General features: G+C 66.9%; 14 protein-coding genes. 5 read left to right on the top strand and 9 right to left on the bottom strand.

The features are described from left to right. Nucleotides 1-12: 12 nt before the first annotated feature. Together B0E47_RS11195 and B0E47_RS11200 are read right to left on the bottom strand one after the other, a co-directional pair. Nucleotides 13-780 (bottom strand): DsbC family protein, encoded by a 768-nt coding sequence (locus B0E47_RS11195; RefSeq protein ID WP_077514402.1) that lies wholly within the window; start codon nucleotides 778-780, stop codon nucleotides 13-15. Nucleotides 781-895: 115 nt separating this feature from the next. Continuing rightward, nucleotides 896-1,414, bottom strand: a complete 519-nt coding sequence (locus tag B0E47_RS11200; RefSeq protein WP_077514345.1) for an adenine phosphoribosyltransferase — start codon at nucleotides 1,412-1,414, stop codon at nucleotides 896-898. A 214-nt stretch (nucleotides 1,415-1,628) separates the two neighbouring features. Between B0E47_RS11200 and B0E47_RS11205 the strand changes: the two genes are divergently transcribed. Beyond that, entirely contained in the window at nucleotides 1,629-2,009 is a 381-nt protein-coding gene (locus tag B0E47_RS11205) for a VOC family protein (RefSeq protein WP_077514346.1), read from the top strand. A 145-nt stretch (nucleotides 2,010-2,154) separates the two neighbouring features. Then, nucleotides 2,155-2,595 carry a hypothetical protein gene (locus tag B0E47_RS16885; RefSeq protein WP_139351440.1) on the top strand — a complete coding sequence of 147 codons (441 nt, stop codon included), beginning with the start codon at nucleotides 2,155-2,157 and terminating at the stop codon, nucleotides 2,593-2,595. Between the two features lie 33 nt (nucleotides 2,596-2,628). Here B0E47_RS16885 and B0E47_RS11210 read toward each other — a convergent pair whose 3' ends face one another. From B0E47_RS11210 to lptF, 6 genes are all read right to left on the bottom strand, one after another. After that, the gene (locus B0E47_RS11210; protein ID WP_077514347.1) at nucleotides 2,629-3,651 is read right to left on the bottom strand and encodes a LacI family DNA-binding transcriptional regulator; all 1,023 of its coding nucleotides are present in this window, start codon (nucleotides 3,649-3,651) and stop codon (nucleotides 2,629-2,631) included. A 189-nt stretch (nucleotides 3,652-3,840) separates the two neighbouring features. Then, nucleotides 3,841-5,262: a sugar porter family MFS transporter gene (locus B0E47_RS11215; RefSeq protein WP_077514348.1), complete on the bottom strand. Its 1,422-nt coding sequence runs from the start codon at nucleotides 5,260-5,262 to the stop codon at nucleotides 3,841-3,843. Nucleotides 5,263-5,537: 275 nt separating this feature from the next. After that, nucleotides 5,538-7,352: a DNA helicase RecQ gene (gene recQ / locus B0E47_RS11220; RefSeq protein ID WP_077514349.1), complete on the bottom strand. Its 1,815-nt coding sequence runs from the start codon at nucleotides 7,350-7,352 to the stop codon at nucleotides 5,538-5,540. Nucleotides 7,353-7,445: 93 nt separating this feature from the next. Further along, nucleotides 7,446-8,468: a low-specificity L-threonine aldolase gene (gene ltaE, locus B0E47_RS11225; RefSeq protein WP_077514350.1), complete on the bottom strand. Its 1,023-nt coding sequence runs from the start codon at nucleotides 8,466-8,468 to the stop codon at nucleotides 7,446-7,448. Nucleotides 8,469-8,581: 113 nt separating this feature from the next. Further along, entirely contained in the window at nucleotides 8,582-9,682 is a 1,101-nt protein-coding gene (lptG, locus tag B0E47_RS11230) for an LPS export ABC transporter permease LptG (protein ID WP_077514403.1), read from the bottom strand. After that, on the bottom strand, nucleotides 9,679-10,794 hold the full coding sequence (gene lptF, locus B0E47_RS11235) for an LPS export ABC transporter permease LptF (RefSeq protein WP_077514351.1): 1,116 nt from the start codon (nucleotides 10,792-10,794) through the stop codon (nucleotides 9,679-9,681). The genes lptG and lptF overlap by 4 nt, the downstream gene beginning before the upstream one ends. Before the next feature lie 98 nt (nucleotides 10,795-10,892). On the opposite strand from lptF, the gene B0E47_RS11240 reads away from it, so the two are divergent. Together B0E47_RS11240 and B0E47_RS11245 are read left to right on the top strand one after the other, a co-directional pair. Continuing rightward, a complete protein-coding gene (locus B0E47_RS11240; RefSeq protein WP_077514352.1) occupies nucleotides 10,893-12,383 on the top strand; it encodes a leucyl aminopeptidase in 1,491 nt (496 codons plus the stop codon). Nucleotides 12,384-12,532: 149 nt separating this feature from the next. Continuing rightward, nucleotides 12,533-12,952: a DNA polymerase III subunit chi gene (locus tag B0E47_RS11245; RefSeq protein ID WP_077514353.1), complete on the top strand. Its 420-nt coding sequence runs from the start codon at nucleotides 12,533-12,535 to the stop codon at nucleotides 12,950-12,952. Nucleotides 12,953-13,050: 98 nt separating this feature from the next. Here the strand turns inward: B0E47_RS11245 and B0E47_RS11250 are convergent, their stop codons facing one another. Further along, a complete protein-coding gene (locus tag B0E47_RS11250) occupies nucleotides 13,051-16,626 on the bottom strand; it encodes a hybrid sensor histidine kinase/response regulator (protein WP_077514354.1) in 3,576 nt (1,191 codons plus the stop codon). Nucleotides 16,627-16,761: 135 nt separating this feature from the next. On the opposite strand from B0E47_RS11250, the gene B0E47_RS11255 reads away from it, so the two are divergent. Continuing rightward, nucleotides 16,762-18,225 (top strand): GTPase, encoded by a 1,464-nt coding sequence (locus B0E47_RS11255; RefSeq protein WP_077514355.1) that lies wholly within the window; start codon nucleotides 16,762-16,764, stop codon nucleotides 18,223-18,225. Nucleotides 18,226-18,382: the final 157 nt, after the last annotated feature.

Raw genomic sequence — 18,382 nt, forward strand, 5'->3', positions numbered from 1 at the left:
CCGCCGTTCAGGTCAGCCGCCCGGCTGCAGCGATTGCAGTAGTTGTTCCGGGGTGACATAGCCGCCAAGCGTGTCGCCATCCGGCCCGAAAATCGTCGGCGTGCCGCTGACGCCCAGCTTCAACCCCAGATCGAACTGATCCTTGACCGGGTTGGCGCAGGTGGCCGCGGGCGGCGAGTGCCCCTTGGTGGCCGCCTCGAAGGCCGCCTTGCGATCCTTCGCGCACCACACCGAGACCATCTCCTTGTAGGTCGGGGTGAGGCTGCCCGAGGTGGTCGTCACGCCCTCGCGCGGCCAGGCCATGTACTCCACCGCGATGCCGGCCTTGTTGAACGCGGCCATGTGCTCGTGCAGCGCCCGGCAGAAACCGCAATTGACATCGGTGAACACAGTGATCGTGTACTTCGGATTGGCCGGCGCATAGACGATCCGCTGCGCCGCCGGCACCTTGGCCAGTGCGGTCTTGCGGAACTTCGCCCAGGCGTCGTCGCTGAGGTTCTCGCTCCGCGCGAGATCGACCACGTCGCCATGCATCAGGTACTTGCCGTCGGTGCTGATGTAGACCATCTGGCCCGAGGCGATCACCTGGTAGAAGCCGGGGATCCGCGCCAGCTGGATCGAATCGACCTCGACTTTCGCCGACAGCTTGTGGATCGACTGCTGCACCATCTGCACGGCCGCCGGGGTGATCGTGGGGCCAACCAGCGGCGCAGGTGCGGTGACCGCAAGGGCCTGGCCCGCCCATCCCAGCAGACCCAACAGCAACATTCTCTTCAACATCAGCAACCTCGGTTTGTGCCGGCGCAGGCGCAAACGGCGCATGGCGTCTGCGCATTCTCGCATAGCTGCCTGAATCTTCCTTCTCGCGCGACAGCCAAACGGGTCACAACCGCCGTCAATAGCGCAGCAGGCTGTGCAGCGGAAGCTCCACCGGCCAGCGCGATCGCCCGCCCAGGACGGCCAGCTCGATCACCACGCCGGCACCGACCAGTTCGGCGCCGACCTGACCCACCAGCGCCGCCGCCGCGGCCAGCGTGCCGCCGGTGGCCAGCACGTCATCCAGCAGCAGCACCCGCTCGCCCGGCTTCAGCGCATCGCGCTGGACCTCCAGCCGATCGCTGCCGTACTCCAGCTGATACCCGACCGACGCCACCGGCGGCGGTAGCTTGCCGGGCTTGCGCAGCGGCACGAAGCCCGCCTGCAGGCGCAGCGCCAGCGCGGCACCGAAGATGAAGCCGCGCGCCTCGATTCCGCCCACCGCCTGCACGCCCTGCCCTTGCCAGGGTTCGGCCAGCGCATCGATGCAGCGGGCAAAACCGCCGGCACTGGCCAGCAGCGGACTGACATCACGGAACATCACCCCGGCGCGGGGAAAGTCGGGCACGCTGCGAATCAGCTCGGCCAGTTCCTGCATGAAGCGTCTCCGTGGAAGTTCGTGGGCGGCGTCGAGGCGACACAGTAGCAACTGGCGTTTCCGGTGGCCAAGAGCGGATGCCTCCACGTGGCAGCTCGTCCGAAACGTCACGGCGAATCGCGCGACGCCTCGCCCACCGCAGTGCTTGACCCACCTTCCTGCATGCGCAAGGCTCGGGATCAAATCCACGCCCGATCACCAGGGAGCCCATGCCATGCATCGCAGCCGCCTGTGCAGCCTGATCATCGATTGCCACGCGAACGACCTCGGCGACGCCGCGCGCTTCTGGTCGCAGGCACTCGGACGTCCGGTCAAGGCAGGCACCGATACCACGCAGGAAAAATACATCGGCCTGGTTACCCATGACGACGAACCGGTGATCGAGTTGCAGAAAGTCGAACACCCCAGCCGCGTGCACCTGGACATCGAAAGCGACGACATCGAGGCCGAGGTGCGCCGCCTGGAAGCCCTGGGCGCCAGGAAGGTTGAAGCCATCCAAACCTGGGTGGTGATGGAGGCCCCGACTGGCCACCGCTTCTGTGTGGTCCGCCCGCAGCGCGGCGGAATGGGAGCGCATGGCAATCAGTGGACGTGATACGTCATCAGAAAATTTCCAGGCCACATGTGTCAAAACAAGATTTGACCCTGAGGTTTTGCTGATGTTTTCTGAGGTTTTGGGTTTTGGGGGCCGCGTGTAATTCGACGATGGGGTTTGTGCAGTGACAAAGACGAAGCGATATGTGGCCCTTGCTGTTTTGCTTCTTTTGCTCAGCTTGTTCTCTGGGTGTACAGGAAAACACCCATTCCTGATGGTTCAGCTATGTCTACGGAATGAGCAAAATGTTGCAGTGTTCACTGAGATGATGAAATCAATCTCTCAATCACAACGCATGGATTTTACCGACGGCGGCGTGGTCACCCAGAAAGACTTGACAAAATTGAAAACCAGCCCGAACTATCCGCTTATTTATGTGGGCGCTAATCGCAAGGATGGCGTCGGATGGGAAGGCGGCAACTTGGGTTTGTCAGCTTATGAGGTGGCCCTTGGCTTTTCCGAGGGATCGAACCCCGCAGACGCGCGTCGATTTGCTGATCTGGTGATTAGCAAACTCAATAAACGATGGCTTGTTTATGTTGTCCCAACCGGCCGCGGCGCGCTTCCAGTGAAAAGTTGTAAGTAAACACGGCGGTTTCAAGGTCCCCTTGCAACGACCTCACCGCAAACTCGACTTCCTGACCATCAGCTTCACCGGCAGCACCTCGCTTTCCACCGGCTCGCCGCGGATCAATCCCAGCAGGCTGTCGACCAGCACCGCACCGGCGTGACCGGTATCCTGCAGCACCGTGGTCAGCGGCGGGTTGACGAAGCTGGCGGTGGCGATGTCGTCGAAGCCGGCCAGGGCGACATCCTGCGGCACGCGCAGGCCGTGGTCGCTGAGCGCGCGCATGGCGCCGATCGCGATCAGATCGCTGGCGGCGAACACGGCGTCGAAGCCGACCTCCTGCATGATCAGCCGGCGCATGGCCTCGTAGCCGGAATGCTCGGTGCTTTCGGCGTTTTCCTGCAGGGCCGGGTCGACCTCGACGCCGGCCGCGGTGAGGGCATCGACGTAGCCGCGATAGCGGCCGAAGAATTCCGGATAGTGGCTGGAGGCATCGCCGAGGAAGGCGAGGCGGCGGCAGCCGCGCCCAAGCAGGTGTTCGGCCACCGCGCGGCCGCCACAGACGTTGTCGCTGCCGAACGACACGCCGGGCTGGTCCGGCAACACCGCGCCCCAGCGCACGAAGCGGGTGCCCTGCGCGACCAGTTTCTCCAGCTTGTCGCGATAGGCCAGGTAGTCGCCATAGCCGAGCAGGATCAGGCCGTCGGCCTTCTTGCTGTCGGCGAAGTCGGCGTGCCAGTCGTCCGACAGTTGCTGGAACGAGATCAGCAGGTCGTAGCCCTGCAACGCGCAGGCGCGGGTGATCGAACCGAGCATCGACAGGAAGAACGGGTTGATGTGCGATTCGTCGGCGGTAGGATCTTCGAAGAACAGCAGCGCCAGCGTGCCGGTGTGCATCCGGCGCAGGTTGGAGGCGTTCTTGTCGATCTTGTAGTTGAGTTGCTCGGCGGCGGCCTGGACGCGCCGCCGGGTTTCCTCATTGACCAGCGGGCTGCCGCACAGGGCGCGCGACACCGTGGCCTGGGAGACCCCGGCCAGGTGTGCAATGTCGATCGATGTGGCCTTGCCCTTCATCCGCGACCCGATCCGCAAACTGTCCTTCAAACGACGCACGATCGGCCATGCGAGGGCCGTCGCCGTTTCCGAATCCTAACCGCTTTGCACGCCGCCTGTCGTAGATGGCCCGGCGTGCCTCCACGCCGTGGCAGATGGTGGCCGGTACCTGTTCGGCGGCACCGGCCAGAAAGGAGTGCTCGGTGATCCTCATGCCTGCATGTCCTCCAGTTCGACGCCCTTGGTCTCGCGCACCGCGTACAGCACGAAAAGCAGCGAAAGCAGGGCAAAGCCCGCATACAGGCCGTAGGCGAAGCTCAGGCCGATCTCGGCCAGCGCCGGGAAGCTGCTGGTGATCGCGAAGTTCGCCAGCCACTGCGCCGAGGCGGCGACCGCCAGCGCGGTGGCGCGGATCCGGTTGGGGAACATCTCGCCCAGCAGCACCCACACCACCGGACCCCAGCTCACCCCGAAGAACACCACGTAGGCGTTCGCCGCGACCAGCGCCACCATGCCGGTGGCGCCGGGCAGGCTCAGCTCGGCGCCCGTGCCGGTGGCCTGCGAGAAGCACCAGGCCATCGCCGCCAGGGTGATCGCCATGCCGGCCGAGCCGATCACCAGCAGCGGCTTGCGCCCGATCCGGTCGACCAGCGCGATCGCCACCAGGGTCACCAGCACGTTGACGATCGAGGTGACCACCGTGATGGTGAACGAATCGGCCTCGCTGAAGCCGACCGAATGCCACAGCGTGGCCGAGTAGTAGAAGATCACGTTGATGCCCACGAACTGCTGGAACACCGACAGCAGGATGCCGATCCATACCACCGGCAGCAGGCCCGTGGCCTTGCTGCACAGGTCGCGCAGGCGCGGCTTGTGTTCCGAGCGCAGGCTGGCCTCGATGTCGCCAAGTTTCTTGTCCAGTGCCGCTGCGCTGTGCATGTTGAGCACCTTCTGCAGCACCACGCGCGCTTCCGCCGAGCGGCCCTTGGCCACCAGATGGCGCGGCGATTCGGGCACCGCCAGCACCAGCAGGCCGTAGATCAGCGCGGGCACCGTTGCCGCCAGGAACATCCAGCGCCACGCCGGCATGCCCATCCACAGCACGCCTGCCGCACCACCCGACGCATCGGCCAGCCACGCATCGCTCAGCAACGCCGCGAAGATGCCCAGCACGATCGCCAGCTGCTGCATCGAACCGAGCCGACCGCGAATTCGCGCGGGCGCCACCTCGGCGATATAGGTGGGCGCGATCACCGAGGCCACGCCCACGCCGATGCCACCCACCAGGCGCCACACGATCAGGTCCCATACGGCCGTCGCCATGCCCGACCCCAAGGCCGCGGCAACCAGCAGCACGGCCGCCACCTGCATGGTGCGCACCCGTCCGAAGCGGTTGGCGAGCATGCCGGCGTACCAGGCACCAAGCGCCGAGCCCAGCAAGGCGCACGACACGGCGAAGCCGATCTCGCCGGCATTCAAGGCGAAGTTGCCCCGTATCGCATCGACCGCGCCGTTGATCACGGCCGTGTCGAAACCGAACAAGAAGCCACCCAGTGCCGCGGCAGCCGAGATCAATACCACCCGCAGCGTGGCGTGCTGGCCCAGCCCATCTGTCGCGCTCGTCGAACTCATCGCGTCCCCCAGCTGATGTCATGTCCCCATGCGCCCGATTCTGCGGCGCCGCCGTCGTGCTGTCCGATTGAATACGTATGCAACGCCGCCTGCCCGCCATCGCTTGCCGCATCTGCCGGTAAACGATTACGGGCGGCGTCCGGATTACTCGATGACAGCGCTGTCAAACAAGCACGCAGCATACCCTACTGTTTTCATCCGGGGAAACACCTGCCATGGCTGGCTGGCCGCCAGTCCGCCCGAACACCTGCAAGAGCGCCGAGCAACCGCAAAGATCAGCCGGCGGCGTTGATCACCGCGAGAAAATCGCGCCCATAGCGCTTGAGCTTGGCCTCGCCCACGCCACTGATCCCGGCCAGCTCGTCCTCATTCGCCGGCAGCGCGCGCAACATCGCCAGCAAGGTCGCATCGTGGAACACCACGTAGGGCGGCACGCCCTGCTGCTTGGCCAGTTGCGTGCGCAGCGCACGCAGCTCGTCCCACATCGGCTGCTCGTAAGCCTCGATGCCCAGGCTGCCGCCGGTGACCTGCTTGCTGTCGCGGCGACGACGACTGGCGCGTTCAGGGCGCGCGTCCTCGCGCAACTTCACCGGCCGGCCGCCGCTGAGCACGGCACGGCTGGCTGTGGTGAGGCGCAAGGTGCCATAGCCTTCGGCGTCGGCTTCCAGCAGGCCGGCCGCCAGCAGTTGGCGGAACACCGAACGCCACTGCTTCTCGTCCATCTCCGCGCCGATGCCGAAGGTGCTGAGCCGATGATGATCGAGACCGAGCACGCGCTCGGTCTCCTCGCCGCGCAGCACGTCGATGACGTGGCCCGAACCGAAGCGCTGACCGGTGCGGTATACCGCCGACAAGGCTTTCTGTGCCGGCACCGTCGCATCCCAGGTCTTCGGCGGCGCGATGCAGTTGTCGCAATGTCCGCAGGGACCGGGATAGGTTTCGCCGAACGCACCCAGCAGCAACTGGCGGCGGCAGTCGGTGGCCTCGGCGTAGGCCAGCAGCGATTCAAGCTTCTGCCGTTCGACCCGCTTGCGCTCGTCGGCGGATTCGGACTGCGCGATCATCTGGCTCATGGTGACCACGTCGGACAGGCCGTAGATCATCCACGCCTCGGCCGGCAGGCCATCGCGGCCGGCACGACCGGTTTCCTGGTAGTAACCCTCGATACTGCGCGGCAGGTCCAGATGCGCCACGAAGCGCACGTCGGGCTTGTCGATGCCCATGCCGAACGCGACGGTGGCGACCATCACCACGCCATCCTCGCGCAGAAAACGCTGCTGATTCTTCGCACGCGTGGCCGCATCCAGCCCCGCGTGATACGGCAACGCCTCGATGCCAGACTCGGCCAGCCATGCGGCGGTGTCGTCCACCTTGCGCCGGCTCAGGCAATACACGATGCCGGATTCGCCTTCGTGACCAAGCAGGAATTCGCCCAGCTGGCGCTTCGCGTTGTGGCGCAGGCCGACGCGGTAGCCGATGTTGGGCCGGTCGAAGCTGGAGACGAACTGCCGTGCATTCTGCAGCGACAGTCGCTCGACGATCTCCTCGCGGGTGCGCGGATCGGCGGTGGCGGTGAGCGCAATGCGCGGCACCTGCGGAAAGCGCTGGTGCAGGATCGCCAGCTCGCGGTATTCCGGACGGAAATCGTGACCCCACTGCGACACGCAATGCGCCTCGTCGATCGCGAACAGCGCCACCTCGGTGCGTTCGAGCTGTTCGAGGAAGCGCGCGGTGAGCAGGCGTTCCGGCGCCACGTAGAGCAGGTTCAGCTCGCCGGCCAGCAATTGCCGCTCGACCTCGCGTTGCGCATCCGCGGCGAGACTGGAATTGAGATACGCCGCCGCCACGCCCGCCTCGCGCAGCGCATCGACCTGGTCCTGCATCAAGGCGATCAGTGGCGACACCACGATCGCCGTGCCCTGGCGCAGCAGGGCGGGAATCTGGTAGCACAGCGACTTGCCGCCGCCGGTCGGCATCAGCACCAGCGCATCGCCGCCTTCGCCGAGGTGCTCGATGACGGCCTGTTGCTGGCCGCGGAAACCCGGGTAACCGAAAACACTTTGCAGCAGGTCGAGGGCGGTGGCTTTCATCCCTGCCATGCTAGCAAACCATCGTTGCGCGGCTGTCGGCGTCGACCGTCCGGCGCGTCAAGCAAAACCGCCTCGGCATGCGGGACGATGCCTTCAAGCCCGGCGCGCGAAAAACTCGCGGAACGCCGCCACCGTGCGCTCGATGCCGTCGTCGTCGATGTCCAGGTGGGTGACCAGTCGCAACGTGGGCAGGTAGCCGATGCTGATGCGGATGCCGGCCTCGCGCAGATGGACGTCCAGTTCGCGCAGGCGCGCAGCCGGCACGTCGATGAAGACCATGTTGGTGTGCTGACCAAGCAGGTCGACGCCGGCGATCTCGCGCAGGCGGCCGGCCAGGTACGCTGCGCGGCGATGATCGTCGGCCAGTCGCGCCACGTGATGATCCAGTGCGTGCAGCCCGGCGGCGGCAAGGATGCCCGCCTGGCGCCAGCCGCCACCACAGACCTTGCGCCAGCGCCGCGCCTTGTCGACCAGCGCACTCGAACCGACCAGCACCGAACCGACTGGCGCACCCAGGCCCTTGGACAGGCAGATCGACACGGTATCGAAGTGCCGCGTGATCGCGCGCGCCGGCACGTCGCAGGCGATCGCCGCGTTGAACAGCCGCGCCCCATCCAGGTGCAGGCCCAGCCCATGCTTGCGCGCCAGCTCGTGCGCGGCATCCAGATAATCCAGCGGCAACGGACGGCCGTGCCAGGTATTTTCCAGGGCCAGCAGCCGGCTGCGCGCGAAGTGCGGATCGACCGGCTTGATCGCCGCCTCTATCCGCTCCAGCGGCAGCGAACCATCCTCCGCCTGCACGATCGGCTGCGGCTGGATCGAACCCAGCACCGCGGCGCCGCCGCCCTCGAACTTGTAGGTGTGCGCGTCCATGCCGACCAGGTATTCGTCGCCGCGCTCGCAGTGCGCGAGCAAGGCCAGCAGGTTGGACTGGGTGCCGCTGGGCACGAACAAGCCGGCCTCGAAACCCAGCTCGTCGGCCAGCCGCTGCTGCAACGCATTGACGGTGGGATCCTCGCCGTATACATCGTCGCCTACCTCGGCTGCCACCATCGCCGCTCGCATCGCCGCCGTCGGGTTGGTCACTGTGTCGCTGCGCAGATCAATGGATTTCATGGTGATCTCGGTTGGGTACGAATGGGGGTTCGGGATTCTGGAAGACAAGAGCAGAGTGCCGGGAGCCGCTCGCTTTTCCGAATCCCGTATCCCAAATCACGAATCCCGGCCTCTCAAACACGTCGCCGGAAATACAACCACGCAAGGCAGGCCAGCAGGACCGCCGGCAGCAGGTTGGCCAGCAGCGGCGGCATGCCGTAGACGGTGCCGAAGTTCACCATCGCTTGCTGCAGGAAATACCACCCGATCGCCAGCAACATGCCGATGAACATCCGCTTGCCGAGGCCGCCGGAACGCAAGGTGCCGAACGCGAACGGCATCGCGCACAACACCAGCACCAGCACGTTGAGCGGATACAGCGCACGGCCCCAGAACGCCACCGCGTAGCTGCCGGGACTCTCGCCGTTGCTTTCCAGATAATGCATGTTGCGACGGAGATCGCGCATGGACAGGTATTGCGGCAGGATCACCGACTGCGCCAGCACCTGCGGGTTGAGACTCGATCGCCAGGGCTCGGCGGGAATCACGGTGGAATGGGTGCCCTGCGCATCCAGCGTGGTGCTGCGCACGTCGTGCAGGATCCACTCGTGGCCGTCGTGGCCGGCGGTCTTTGCCCACTGGAAGCGGCTGAGTTTCCCATCGCCAGTGAACGTGAATACCCGCACGTCGCTCAACTGCACTTCGCTCACGCCATCGTGCTGTTTGAGCGTGGTGCCCCGCGCATTGATGATGTCGTCGCCATCACGCGCCCACAGCCCGCTGTCGGTGCCCATGCCGAGGTTGCCGGATTTCATCCTCAGCTGCATCGCCTGCGCCTGCTGGTCGCCCCACGGCGCGGCCGTTTCGCCCAGGATCACCACGCCGACGATGAGTACCGCGACCACGCCCACCGCCGAGCCGGCGATGCGCAGCCGCGACATGCCGGCCGCGCGCAGCGCGGTGAGCTCGCCGCTGCCGGCCAGCCCGCCCAGGCCAAGCAGGCCGCCGATCAGTGCGGCATTGCCGAACATCTCGTAGGCACGACGCGGAAACGTCACCAGTACGTAGACCACGGCATTGCTCACCGTGTAGCCGTTCTTGCCGACGCTGCCAAGCTGGCGCAGGAACTGGGTCACCGCATCGAAACCGGTGAGCACCAGCCACACCATGAGCAGCGAGCCGAGCACGCTGATCGCCACCAGCCGATCCACCCGCTTGACGTTGAACACACTCATCGCGCCGCGCCTGCCACCGGCGCCGGCAGCCGGCGCGGCGAATACTGCTTCCACAGCATCCAGCCGGCCAGCGCCAGCACCACCAGGTGCAGCCCCCACAACGGCGCCTCGTTGTGCCAGTGGCCCTTGGCGATCTGGCCACGGCCCAGCGCGAGCAGCAGGTAGTAGAGATAGAACGCGAGCACCGCCAGCAGCAGGCGGCCGTACTTGGGTTCGCGCGGACTCTGCCGCGACAGCGGCAAGGCCAGCAACAGCAACACCAGGGTCAACGGCGGCGCGTTGGCGCGCCAGGCAAACTCGGCGCGATCGTCCGGATCGTCCGAACCCGCCAGCGTCCAGGTGTCCTTGGAGTGCGACGGATCCTCGTCGTCGCTCGCCTGCACGCTGGACAGCGAGGTGTCGTTGCGGCCGTATTGCATCTCGCGCCAGTTGTCGGCACCCAGCGGGATGTCGTATTGCCAGCCATCCTTGAACGCGATGAAACGGCCATCGCCGTCGCTTTCCTGGTACAGCGAGCCACTGGCCGCGCTGACCACTTTCAGATGCGCATGGCCATCCTTGCTGGTGCGCTGGGTCGCCACGAAGGTGCGCCCCAGCTGGGTGCCGTCGCGACTGAGGCTGTCGACGAAGATGATGCCGCCCTTGCCGGGCAGGCTGGTGAAGCGCCCCGCATCCAGACCCGCGGCAATCACCGAACGGTTTGCCGCTGCGACCAGGGCATCGCTGGTGCGCACGGCCCACGGCCCCAGCCAGAGCGAAACCAGCATGGTGATCAACACCAGCACCACGCCCAGCATGGCCATCGGCCGCAACAAGCCGGCCGGACCCATGCCGGAGGAAGACAGCACGTGCATCTCGCTCTCGCGGTACATCCGGCCCAACCCCATCAGCACGCCGACGAAACTGGCCAGCGGCATCAGATTGGTCAGGCCATCCAGCGTGCGCAGGCCCAGCACCTGGAACATCACGCTGGCCGGAAAGCTCCCGTTCGCCACCTGCTGCAACACCTTGGCGAAGGCGCTGCCCGCCACGACCACCAGCAGCACCACCACCGTGGCAGCCACGGTTTGTGCCAGCTCGCGCAGGAAATAGCGGTCGAGAATGCTCAGCATGCGATAAACTTGTGCACTTGCCCGGTTCGGCCTGATGGCCGGAAAACCGCAAGTCTAGCCTGTCCGGTCACCGCCGGGCCCACACCGGAACGCATCCGATGACCCTCCAGTTCAGCCTTGGCACCCACGCACCCGAATCCGTCGACAGCGCCTGCATCATGGTCGGCGTGTACGAACAGGGCGTGCTCAGCAGCGCGGCCGAACGGGTGGATCGTGCCAGCGGCGGACTGATCAGGCACCAGCTGGAGAGCGGCGACATCACCGGCAAGGCCGGCAGCAGCAGCCTGCTGTTCGCACCCTCCGGCATCGCTGCGAAGCGCGTGCTGGTGGTCGGCCTGGGCGTGCAGAAATCGTTCGACGGCGCGCGTTACCAGAAGGTAACTCACGAAGCCGCCCGTGCGCTTGGCCGCCTGCCGGTGACCGCAGCGGTGTCGTACCTCACCGAGGTGGACGTGCCGGGCCGCGACGCCGGCTGGCGCGTGCGCGTGGCCGCGCTGGCCAGCGACTTCGCCGCCTATCGCTACACCGCCACGTTCAAGCCGCGCGACAAGGCGAAGCCAGCGGAACTGGCGGCGATCGCGTTCGCCGGCGGCGCCGGTGAACAGGCATCGCTGGACCAGGCCACCGCCATCGCCGAAGGCGTGCGTTTCGCCCGCGAGCTGGCCAACCTGCCGCCGAACATCTGCACCCCGGTTTACATCGCCGGGCAGGCCAGGGCTTTTGCCGACAACCACGACAAGGTCAGCTGCAGCGTGCTCGACGAAGTGGAGATGACCACGCTCGGTTTCGGCTCGCTGCTCGCGGTGGGGCGCGGCTCGGCCAACAAGCCGCGACTCATCGCACTGGAATACAAGGGCGGCAACGAAGGCGACAAGCCGTACGCCTTCGTCGGCAAGGGTGTCACCTTCGACTCCGGCGGCATCAGCCTCAAGCCCGGCCCGGGCATGGAAGACATGAAGTTCGACATGGGCGGCGCCGCCGGCGTGCTCGGTGCGTTCGTGGCCGCGGTGAAGATGGGCCTCAAGCTCAACCTGGTGTGCGTGGTGCCGAGCGTGGAGAACATGCCCGACGGCGACAGCTACCGCCCCAGCGACGTGCTGACCAGCCTGTCCGGCCTGACCATCGAGGTGCTCAACACCGATGCCGAGGGACGTCTGATCCTGTGCGACGCGCTGACCTGGACCGCGCGCACGTTCCAGCCACACACCATCATCGACGCGGCCACCCTGACCGGCGCCTGCGTGGTCGCCCTGGGCAAGCACGCCAGCGGCCTGATGAGCAAGCACGACGACCTTGCCGCCGAGCTGCTCGCCGCCGGCGAGGAAACCCTCGACCGCGCCTGGCGCCTGCCGCTGTGGGACGACTACCAGGCGCAGCTGGAGTCCGGCTTCGCCGACGTCGCCAACATCGGCGGCAAGACCGCCGGCGCGATCACCGCCGGCTGCTTCCTGTCGCGCTTCACCGACGGCCAGCGCTGGGCCCACCTCGACATCGCCGGCACCGCTTGGGAAGAAGGTCGCAAGGGCCTCGCCACCGGCCGCCCGGTAACGCTGCTGGCGCAGTGGCTGATAAGCAGGAGCGAGGAGTGAGTGGGGAGGAGTGAGTGGAGAGAGAGCTGGCAGTTTCCTCGCCCTGCGTCTCCATTCGCTTCCCGACTCCGCCTTGCACACCGCATACCTTTCCGGAACTCCACGTCTCCTTCTCACTCCTCACTCCTCTCCACTCACTCCTTGCTTCCATGCGCGCCGACTTCTACCTGATCGACAAGCCGCGTTTCCGCGAGCAGCCGCTGCTGCTGGCGTGCGAGCTGGCGAAGAAGGCGTATGCGGCGCAGCAGCCGACCCTGATCCTGACCCGCGACCATGAGCAGGCGCACGCGCTGGACGAGTTGCTGTGGGCGTTCGACGACGACGCGATGATTCCGCACCAGTTGGCCGGCGATGACGACGACGCGCAGACCGCGGTGCTGATCGTGCCGCCCGGAGTGGACACGCCTGACCGTCCCCTGCTGATCAACCTGCGCGACCACGGTGTCGACCGTCCCTGCCAGCGCGTGCTTGAGGTGGTGGCCGCCGATCCGGCCGCGCGCGACGGCTCGCGCGAGCGCTGGCGCGAATACCAGCGACGCGGCTTCGAACTGCACAAGTTCGACATGTAGGAGCCCGCTCGCGGGCGATGCTTTTGTTCTGATGCACGACGGAGATCAGAACAAAAGCATCGCCCGCGAGCGGGCTCCTACGACAACCTGCATTGCTGTCAGGCCAGCGGCGTTGCTGTCGGCGCACCGATGACCCGCGCCAGCGCCGCAACCAGTTGCTCGCCGCTGACCGGCTTGCGCAGGAAACCATCCATGCCCGCCTCGCGGGCGCGCTTCTCGTCGCGGCCGCCGGAACGGGCGGTCACCGCGATGATCGGCAGCTGCTCGCCTGGGGATTCGCGCTGCCGGATCAGCCGGGCGATCTGGAAACCGTCGACACCGGGCAGGTCCAGGTCCAGCAGTACCGCATCGAAACTCGCGTGAGCCAGCTCGGCCAGCGCCGCCAGCCCGTTGACCACGTGTACCAGGCTGTGGCCCTCGCGCTCGAGCAGGCCGCGGATCACCGCCGCCACGATGGTGTCGTCCTCCACCAGCAGCAACCGATGCTTGCCGCCCTGGTTCGTCATCGGCAAGGCGTCGACCGCCACGGGCTCGACCAGTGGCAGCCGCACGCGGAACGTGCTGCCGTGGCCGACGCGCGATTCCAGTTCGATGCTGCCACCCATCATGTCGACCAGCTCGCGGCAGATCGCCAGGCCCAGGCCGCTGCCGGCACGGCGTTGCGGACCCTCGGCCTGTTCGAAGCGCTGGAACAGGCGCACCTGGCTGGCCTCGGGAATGCCCGGCCCGGTATCGCTGACGCTGAACAGCAAACCGTCGGCCGTGCGCGTGGCACGCAAGTCGACGTGGCCCTGCTCGGTGAACTTCAGTGCGTTGTTGGCCAGGTTCAGCAGCACCTGCTTGATCCGCACCGCATCGCCGACCACCTCGGGCGGCAGGTCGTCGGCCAGCTCCAGCACGAAGCGGATGCCCTTCGCATGCGCAAGGCCCTGCTCCAGTTGCGCCACGTCCTCCAGCAACTGGCGCGGATTGAACGGCGCCGGCTCGAGCTCGAGCCGGCCGGCTTCGATGCGGGCCAGGTCCAGCGCGTCGTTGAGCAGCTTGAGCAACATCCCGCCGGAGCGTTGCATGGCGCGCGTGTAGTCGTGCTGCAGCGGATTCAGCGGCGTGCTCAACAGCAGTTCGGCCATGCCCATCACGCCGGTCATCGGCGTGCGGATCTCGTGGCTGAGGGTGGCCAGGAACTGGGTTTTCGCCGCACTTGCGGCCTCGGCCATCTGCCGCTGCTGCTCGGCCAGCTGCACCTGATGGCGTTGCGCCAGGCGCCTGCGCCAGCCGTGCAGGAGCAGGCCGGTGAACGCCACCACCAGCAGCACATACAGCAGCCACGCCCACCAGCGTGCCCACGGCGGCGCCTGGACATGAATCGTCAGCCGCGGCGCCTTGCCCCATTGGCCATCCGCGCCCCGGCCATGCACCTGCAAGGTGTAGTTGCCCGCACCCAGCCCCACGAATTCGCGCTGCCCGAGGCTGCCCACGCCAACCCAGCCGGTGTCGAATCCGAGCATGTGGTAGTAGTAACTGTTGGTGGCCGGGTCCACGTAGGAAGCTATCCTCGCCTCCACCCGCAGGTCTCTGTCGCGCCAGCCCAGTCGCACCGGCTTGTCCAGCGGCAACAGGACGACTTTTCCTTCCCGTCGCACGCTGATCCGCGTGATCGAGAGCAACGGTGGCGGTCCCGGCCGCTCGAGCCGGGCCAGCTGGCTCGGCTGGAATGCCATCACGCCGCCGCTGCTGGCGGCCAGCACGTTGCCGTCCGCCGTGATCACCGCGGAGCCATTGCTGAATTCCGAATTCGACAAGCCCTGCGCCGCGCCGAACATGGTGAAGCGATGGGAGGTCGGATCGAAGCGGCGCAGACCCGGGCTGCTGAACAGCCACAGGTGCCCGGCTCGATCGACGAGCATGGTCCGGAGGTCGGCAATCAGCCCCATGCGGCTGATGTCGACGCTGTCGTCGCGCGTCGCGCGTCCGTCGGCATACCGGTAGTGTTCCAGCGCCTGCTCGGTGGCGATCCAGAAGCCATCGCGATCGAACGCGAAACTGTAGACCTCCCGCCTTGGCACGCCGGGCACGAAGGCCAGCAACCGATCCGATCTGTCGCTGCGCATCAGGCCCGCCATGCTGGCGTACCAGATTGCCCCGCCGTGTGTACGTACCTGATCCGGGAAGCGGCTGTCCTCCGGCGCGTCGGGCGGCAGCAATGGTCTCGACACCAGCGTGTCGGGATCGAGCGCAAATGCGCCATCGCCCCATGAAGCCGCGACGATGTGTCCGTCCGTTTCGCCGGCCAGAAAAATCGGCCGCTTCATGTGCGTCTGGTCGGGCCCCAGAGTGAGCAGCTTGCCATGGTCGTAGCGATAGAGCCTGCCGGGCCCGGTCATCCACAGGCGGCCCCGCGCATCCTCGGCCAGCGAGGTCAGGTTGCCGGGCAGGCCATGCACGACGTGGGTGACCTCGCCGGTCGCCGTGTCGAGCTTGTCGACCCAGCCGTTGTATCCGCTCACCCACAACTTGCCATCGTGTCCGGGCAATACCGACAGCGCCGCCGTGTTCGACAGGCTGCCCGGCTGGTCCGGAACATGCGTGAAGCGGGCGAAGCCATTCCAGCTCGGCGGCAGGTAGGCAATCGCGGATTGATCGAACGTGAACCAGAGCCCGCCTTCGCGGTCGCGGAAAATCTGCCACAGGCGGTCGCTCGGCAGGCCACCGGGCAACAACGGCTCGCCCACGATGTGTTGCAGGGGTCCGTTGCCGGAGTCCAGCCAGACACCATCGAGGCTGCCCAGCCACAAGCGCCCCTGGGTATCGCGCACGCTGCCCAGGATGCGCGTGCCGGCCAGTTGCTGGTTCGCCAGCGGCCGCGCCACACCGTCCGCACCGACCACCAGCAGGCCGCCGGTGACGGCCACGCGCACTTCGCCCGCACTCCCCTCGATGCGCCACACCGCGCCGATGTCGCCGCGAAACGCCGGGTCGATCGCAACGCGCCGGATCGTGCCGTCCGCCGAACGAACGTACAAGCCGCTCTCGGTGCCGATCCACAAGCGTCCATCGCTGCCGGCCAGCAGCGCGCGGGTCGGACCGAACGACGCGGCGTGGGTCGTTCCCGCATCCAGGCGCACCGGATCGAAGCCGCTGCGATCGGCACGCATGCGGTCGAGCCCGCCCTGGGTGGCCACCCAGAGCTGTCCGTCTGGCGTCTGCGCGATGCTCCACACCTCGTTGTTGCTGAGACTGTGCGGATCCTTCGCGTCATGCTCCCAGTGCCGGAAACGCCCGCTGGCCTCGTCGTAGGCGATCAATCCGGCGGAAACGCCGCCGGCCCAGATGCGGTTGGCGCGGTCGACGAACAGCGTGTAGATCTGGTTGCTCGGCAGGGACAGCGGATCGCCAGGCACGTGCCGGAACACCTTGAACGCGATGCCGTCGTAACGCACCAGGCCGCCATCGGCACCGAACCACATCAGGCCACGCCGGTCCTGCGCCACGGCATAGATCGAACCGCTGGGCACGCCATCGGCCACGCCGTAGCGGCGGAACTGCGGCGTGGCCGGAATGCTCGCCGCGTTCGTCGACGTCGCTGCCGCAGGCGCAACCACACCGGCCGCACCGACGCTGGATGCCGGCGCGGCAACCGCCAGAACCGCATTCAGCACGAGCGCTGCAAGCATGCGTGGATTCCCCTGATTGTCCTCATCATGCCAAATTGCGCCCGCAGCGGCGAGCGCCGCGCCGGCAAAATACGTGATGGTGCACGCATCCCGAAACGAGCCCGATCCATCCAGGCGAGCGGCTAGAATGCCCGCATGTCCCGACGCCTGCGATTGCTGTTTGCCGCACTGGCCATGGCCGCGCTGCTGTGGTTGCTGTTCGCTGCGGCGGAGCGCTTCCTCGCCCTGACCCAGCGCTTCCTGACCCTGCCGGTGGCGTTGCAATGGACGCTGGGCGTGGTGTTGGCGGTCTTCGCCGCCGCAGGATTGAGCGTGCTGTGGTGGCTGCTGCGCCCACGACGCAAGCGACGGCCGCTGCCGGTGCCGGATCGCGGCAATCTGGAACAGCGCATCGGCCAGTTGCGCGAGCACGGCGCCGACACCGGCGCGCTCGCCAGCGAGCTGGGCGAACTCGATCGACGCCGGCTCGGCGCGCGACTGCATGTCGCCGTGTTCGGCGAAATCTCCACCGGAAAATCGAGCCTGATCCGCGCGCTGGCGCCGCAGGCCCAGCTCGCCAGCGATGCACGCGGCGGCACCACACGCAGCGTCGGCCACTACGACAGCAGCTTGCCCGATGGCCGCAGCGTGGTGCTGGCCGACGTCCCCGGTAGCCGCGAAAGCGGCGGCGAAGCGCGCGAAACCGCCGCGCGCGAGGAAGCGCTGCGCGCCCACGCGGTGGTCTACCTGTGCGCCGGCGACCTTACCCGTGGCCAGGTCGACGAACTGCGCTGGCTCGCCGACTTCGGCAAGCCGCTGCTGCTGGCGTTGAACAAGGCCGACCAGTGGAACGCCAGCGAGCTCGACCAGTTGCTGGCCAGGCTGCGCCAGCAATCGCGCGGCATCGCCAGCGCCGTGATCGCGATCAGCGCCGGCGGCAGCGAGCGCTACCAGCGCCAGCTCGCCGACGGCAGCACCGAATCGGTCGAGCGCCAGCGCAAGCCCGTGATCGAACCCCTGCTGCAGGCCCTCGCCCGCCTCACCGCACCCGGCGCCGAAGGGCTGGAACCACTGCGCGAGAACGCCGTGCTCGCCGGCCTGCACCAGCGCACCGGCGCGCTGGAAGCGCAGACCCGCGCCGAACAGGCCGAACGCATCGTGCGCAAATACGCGCGCCGCGCCATCGTTGGCGCGATGGCGGCGGTGGCACCCGGCAGCGACCTGGTGATCCAGGGCGTGCTCGCCACCGGCCTCACCCGCGCGCTGGCCGAGTTGTATGGCGTCAAGGTCAGCGAAGTGCAGATCGAGGATTTCGTGCAACAGGCCAAGCTCACCTTGCGCACCGGCAGCTCGATCGTGCTGGCGGTGGCGGGCAACGCGCTGAAGGCATTTCCCGGTTTGGGGACGCTGGGTGGTGGCGTGTTGCATGCGTTCGCCTACGCGCTGATCTTCGATTCGATGGGGCGGGCGTTGGCGGCGTCACTGGCCGAGCGGCATACGCTGGATCAGGATGATGCGGGGGCGCGGTTGAGGGAGTTGTTGGCGGATGCGGGGAGTGGGAGGTTGCGGCAGTTGGCGTCGCTGACGATGGAGGCGGTGCGCGAGCGCGATGGTGATTGATTGGTCGTCAGGTTTGGCACATAGCCGCGGGGTTCGCCGGTCGAAAGATCAAGGGCTTTCGTGCGCCTGCGGCGCCCGAGGTACTTCTCTTTTGCTTGTCCAAAAGAGAAGTACCCAAGAGAAAACGACACCCCACTTGGCGCTTGCCGCCCATCCA

Origin of the sequence: Rhodanobacter sp. B05 (assembly GCF_002001085.1) — a bacterium.
Taxonomy (GTDB): Bacteria; Pseudomonadota; Gammaproteobacteria; order Xanthomonadales; family Rhodanobacteraceae; genus Rhodanobacter.

What these genes read in the sequence shown, in the direction of transcription:
- B0E47_RS11195 (WP_077514402.1), bottom strand. Translation starts at nt 780, where the DNA reads ATGTTGAAGAGAATGTTGCTGTTGGGTCTGCTGGGATGGGCGGGCCAG.
- B0E47_RS11200 (WP_077514345.1), bottom strand. Translation starts at nt 1,414, where the DNA reads ATGCAGGAACTGGCCGAGCTGATTCGCAGCGTGCCCGACTTTCCCCGC.
- B0E47_RS11205 (WP_077514346.1), top strand. Translation starts at nt 1,629, where the DNA reads ATGCATCGCAGCCGCCTGTGCAGCCTGATCATCGATTGCCACGCGAAC.
- B0E47_RS11210 (WP_077514347.1), bottom strand. Translation starts at nt 3,651, where the DNA reads ATGAAGGGCAAGGCCACATCGATCGACATTGCACACCTGGCCGGGGTC.
- B0E47_RS11215 (WP_077514348.1), bottom strand. Translation starts at nt 5,262, where the DNA reads ATGAGTTCGACGAGCGCGACAGATGGGCTGGGCCAGCACGCCACGCTG.
- recQ (WP_077514349.1), bottom strand. Translation starts at nt 7,352, where the DNA reads ATGAAAGCCACCGCCCTCGACCTGCTGCAAAGTGTTTTCGGTTACCCG.
- ltaE (WP_077514350.1), bottom strand. Translation starts at nt 8,468, where the DNA reads ATGAAATCCATTGATCTGCGCAGCGACACAGTGACCAACCCGACGGCG.
- lptG (WP_077514403.1), bottom strand. Translation starts at nt 9,682, where the DNA reads ATGAGTGTGTTCAACGTCAAGCGGGTGGATCGGCTGGTGGCGATCAGC.
- lptF (WP_077514351.1), bottom strand. Translation starts at nt 10,794, where the DNA reads ATGCTGAGCATTCTCGACCGCTATTTCCTGCGCGAGCTGGCACAAACC.
- B0E47_RS11240 (WP_077514352.1), top strand. Translation starts at nt 10,893, where the DNA reads ATGACCCTCCAGTTCAGCCTTGGCACCCACGCACCCGAATCCGTCGAC.
- B0E47_RS11245 (WP_077514353.1), top strand. Translation starts at nt 12,533, where the DNA reads ATGCGCGCCGACTTCTACCTGATCGACAAGCCGCGTTTCCGCGAGCAG.
- B0E47_RS11250 (WP_077514354.1), bottom strand. Translation starts at nt 16,626, where the DNA reads ATGCTTGCAGCGCTCGTGCTGAATGCGGTTCTGGCGGTTGCCGCGCCG.
- B0E47_RS11255 (WP_077514355.1), top strand. Translation starts at nt 16,762, where the DNA reads ATGTCCCGACGCCTGCGATTGCTGTTTGCCGCACTGGCCATGGCCGCG.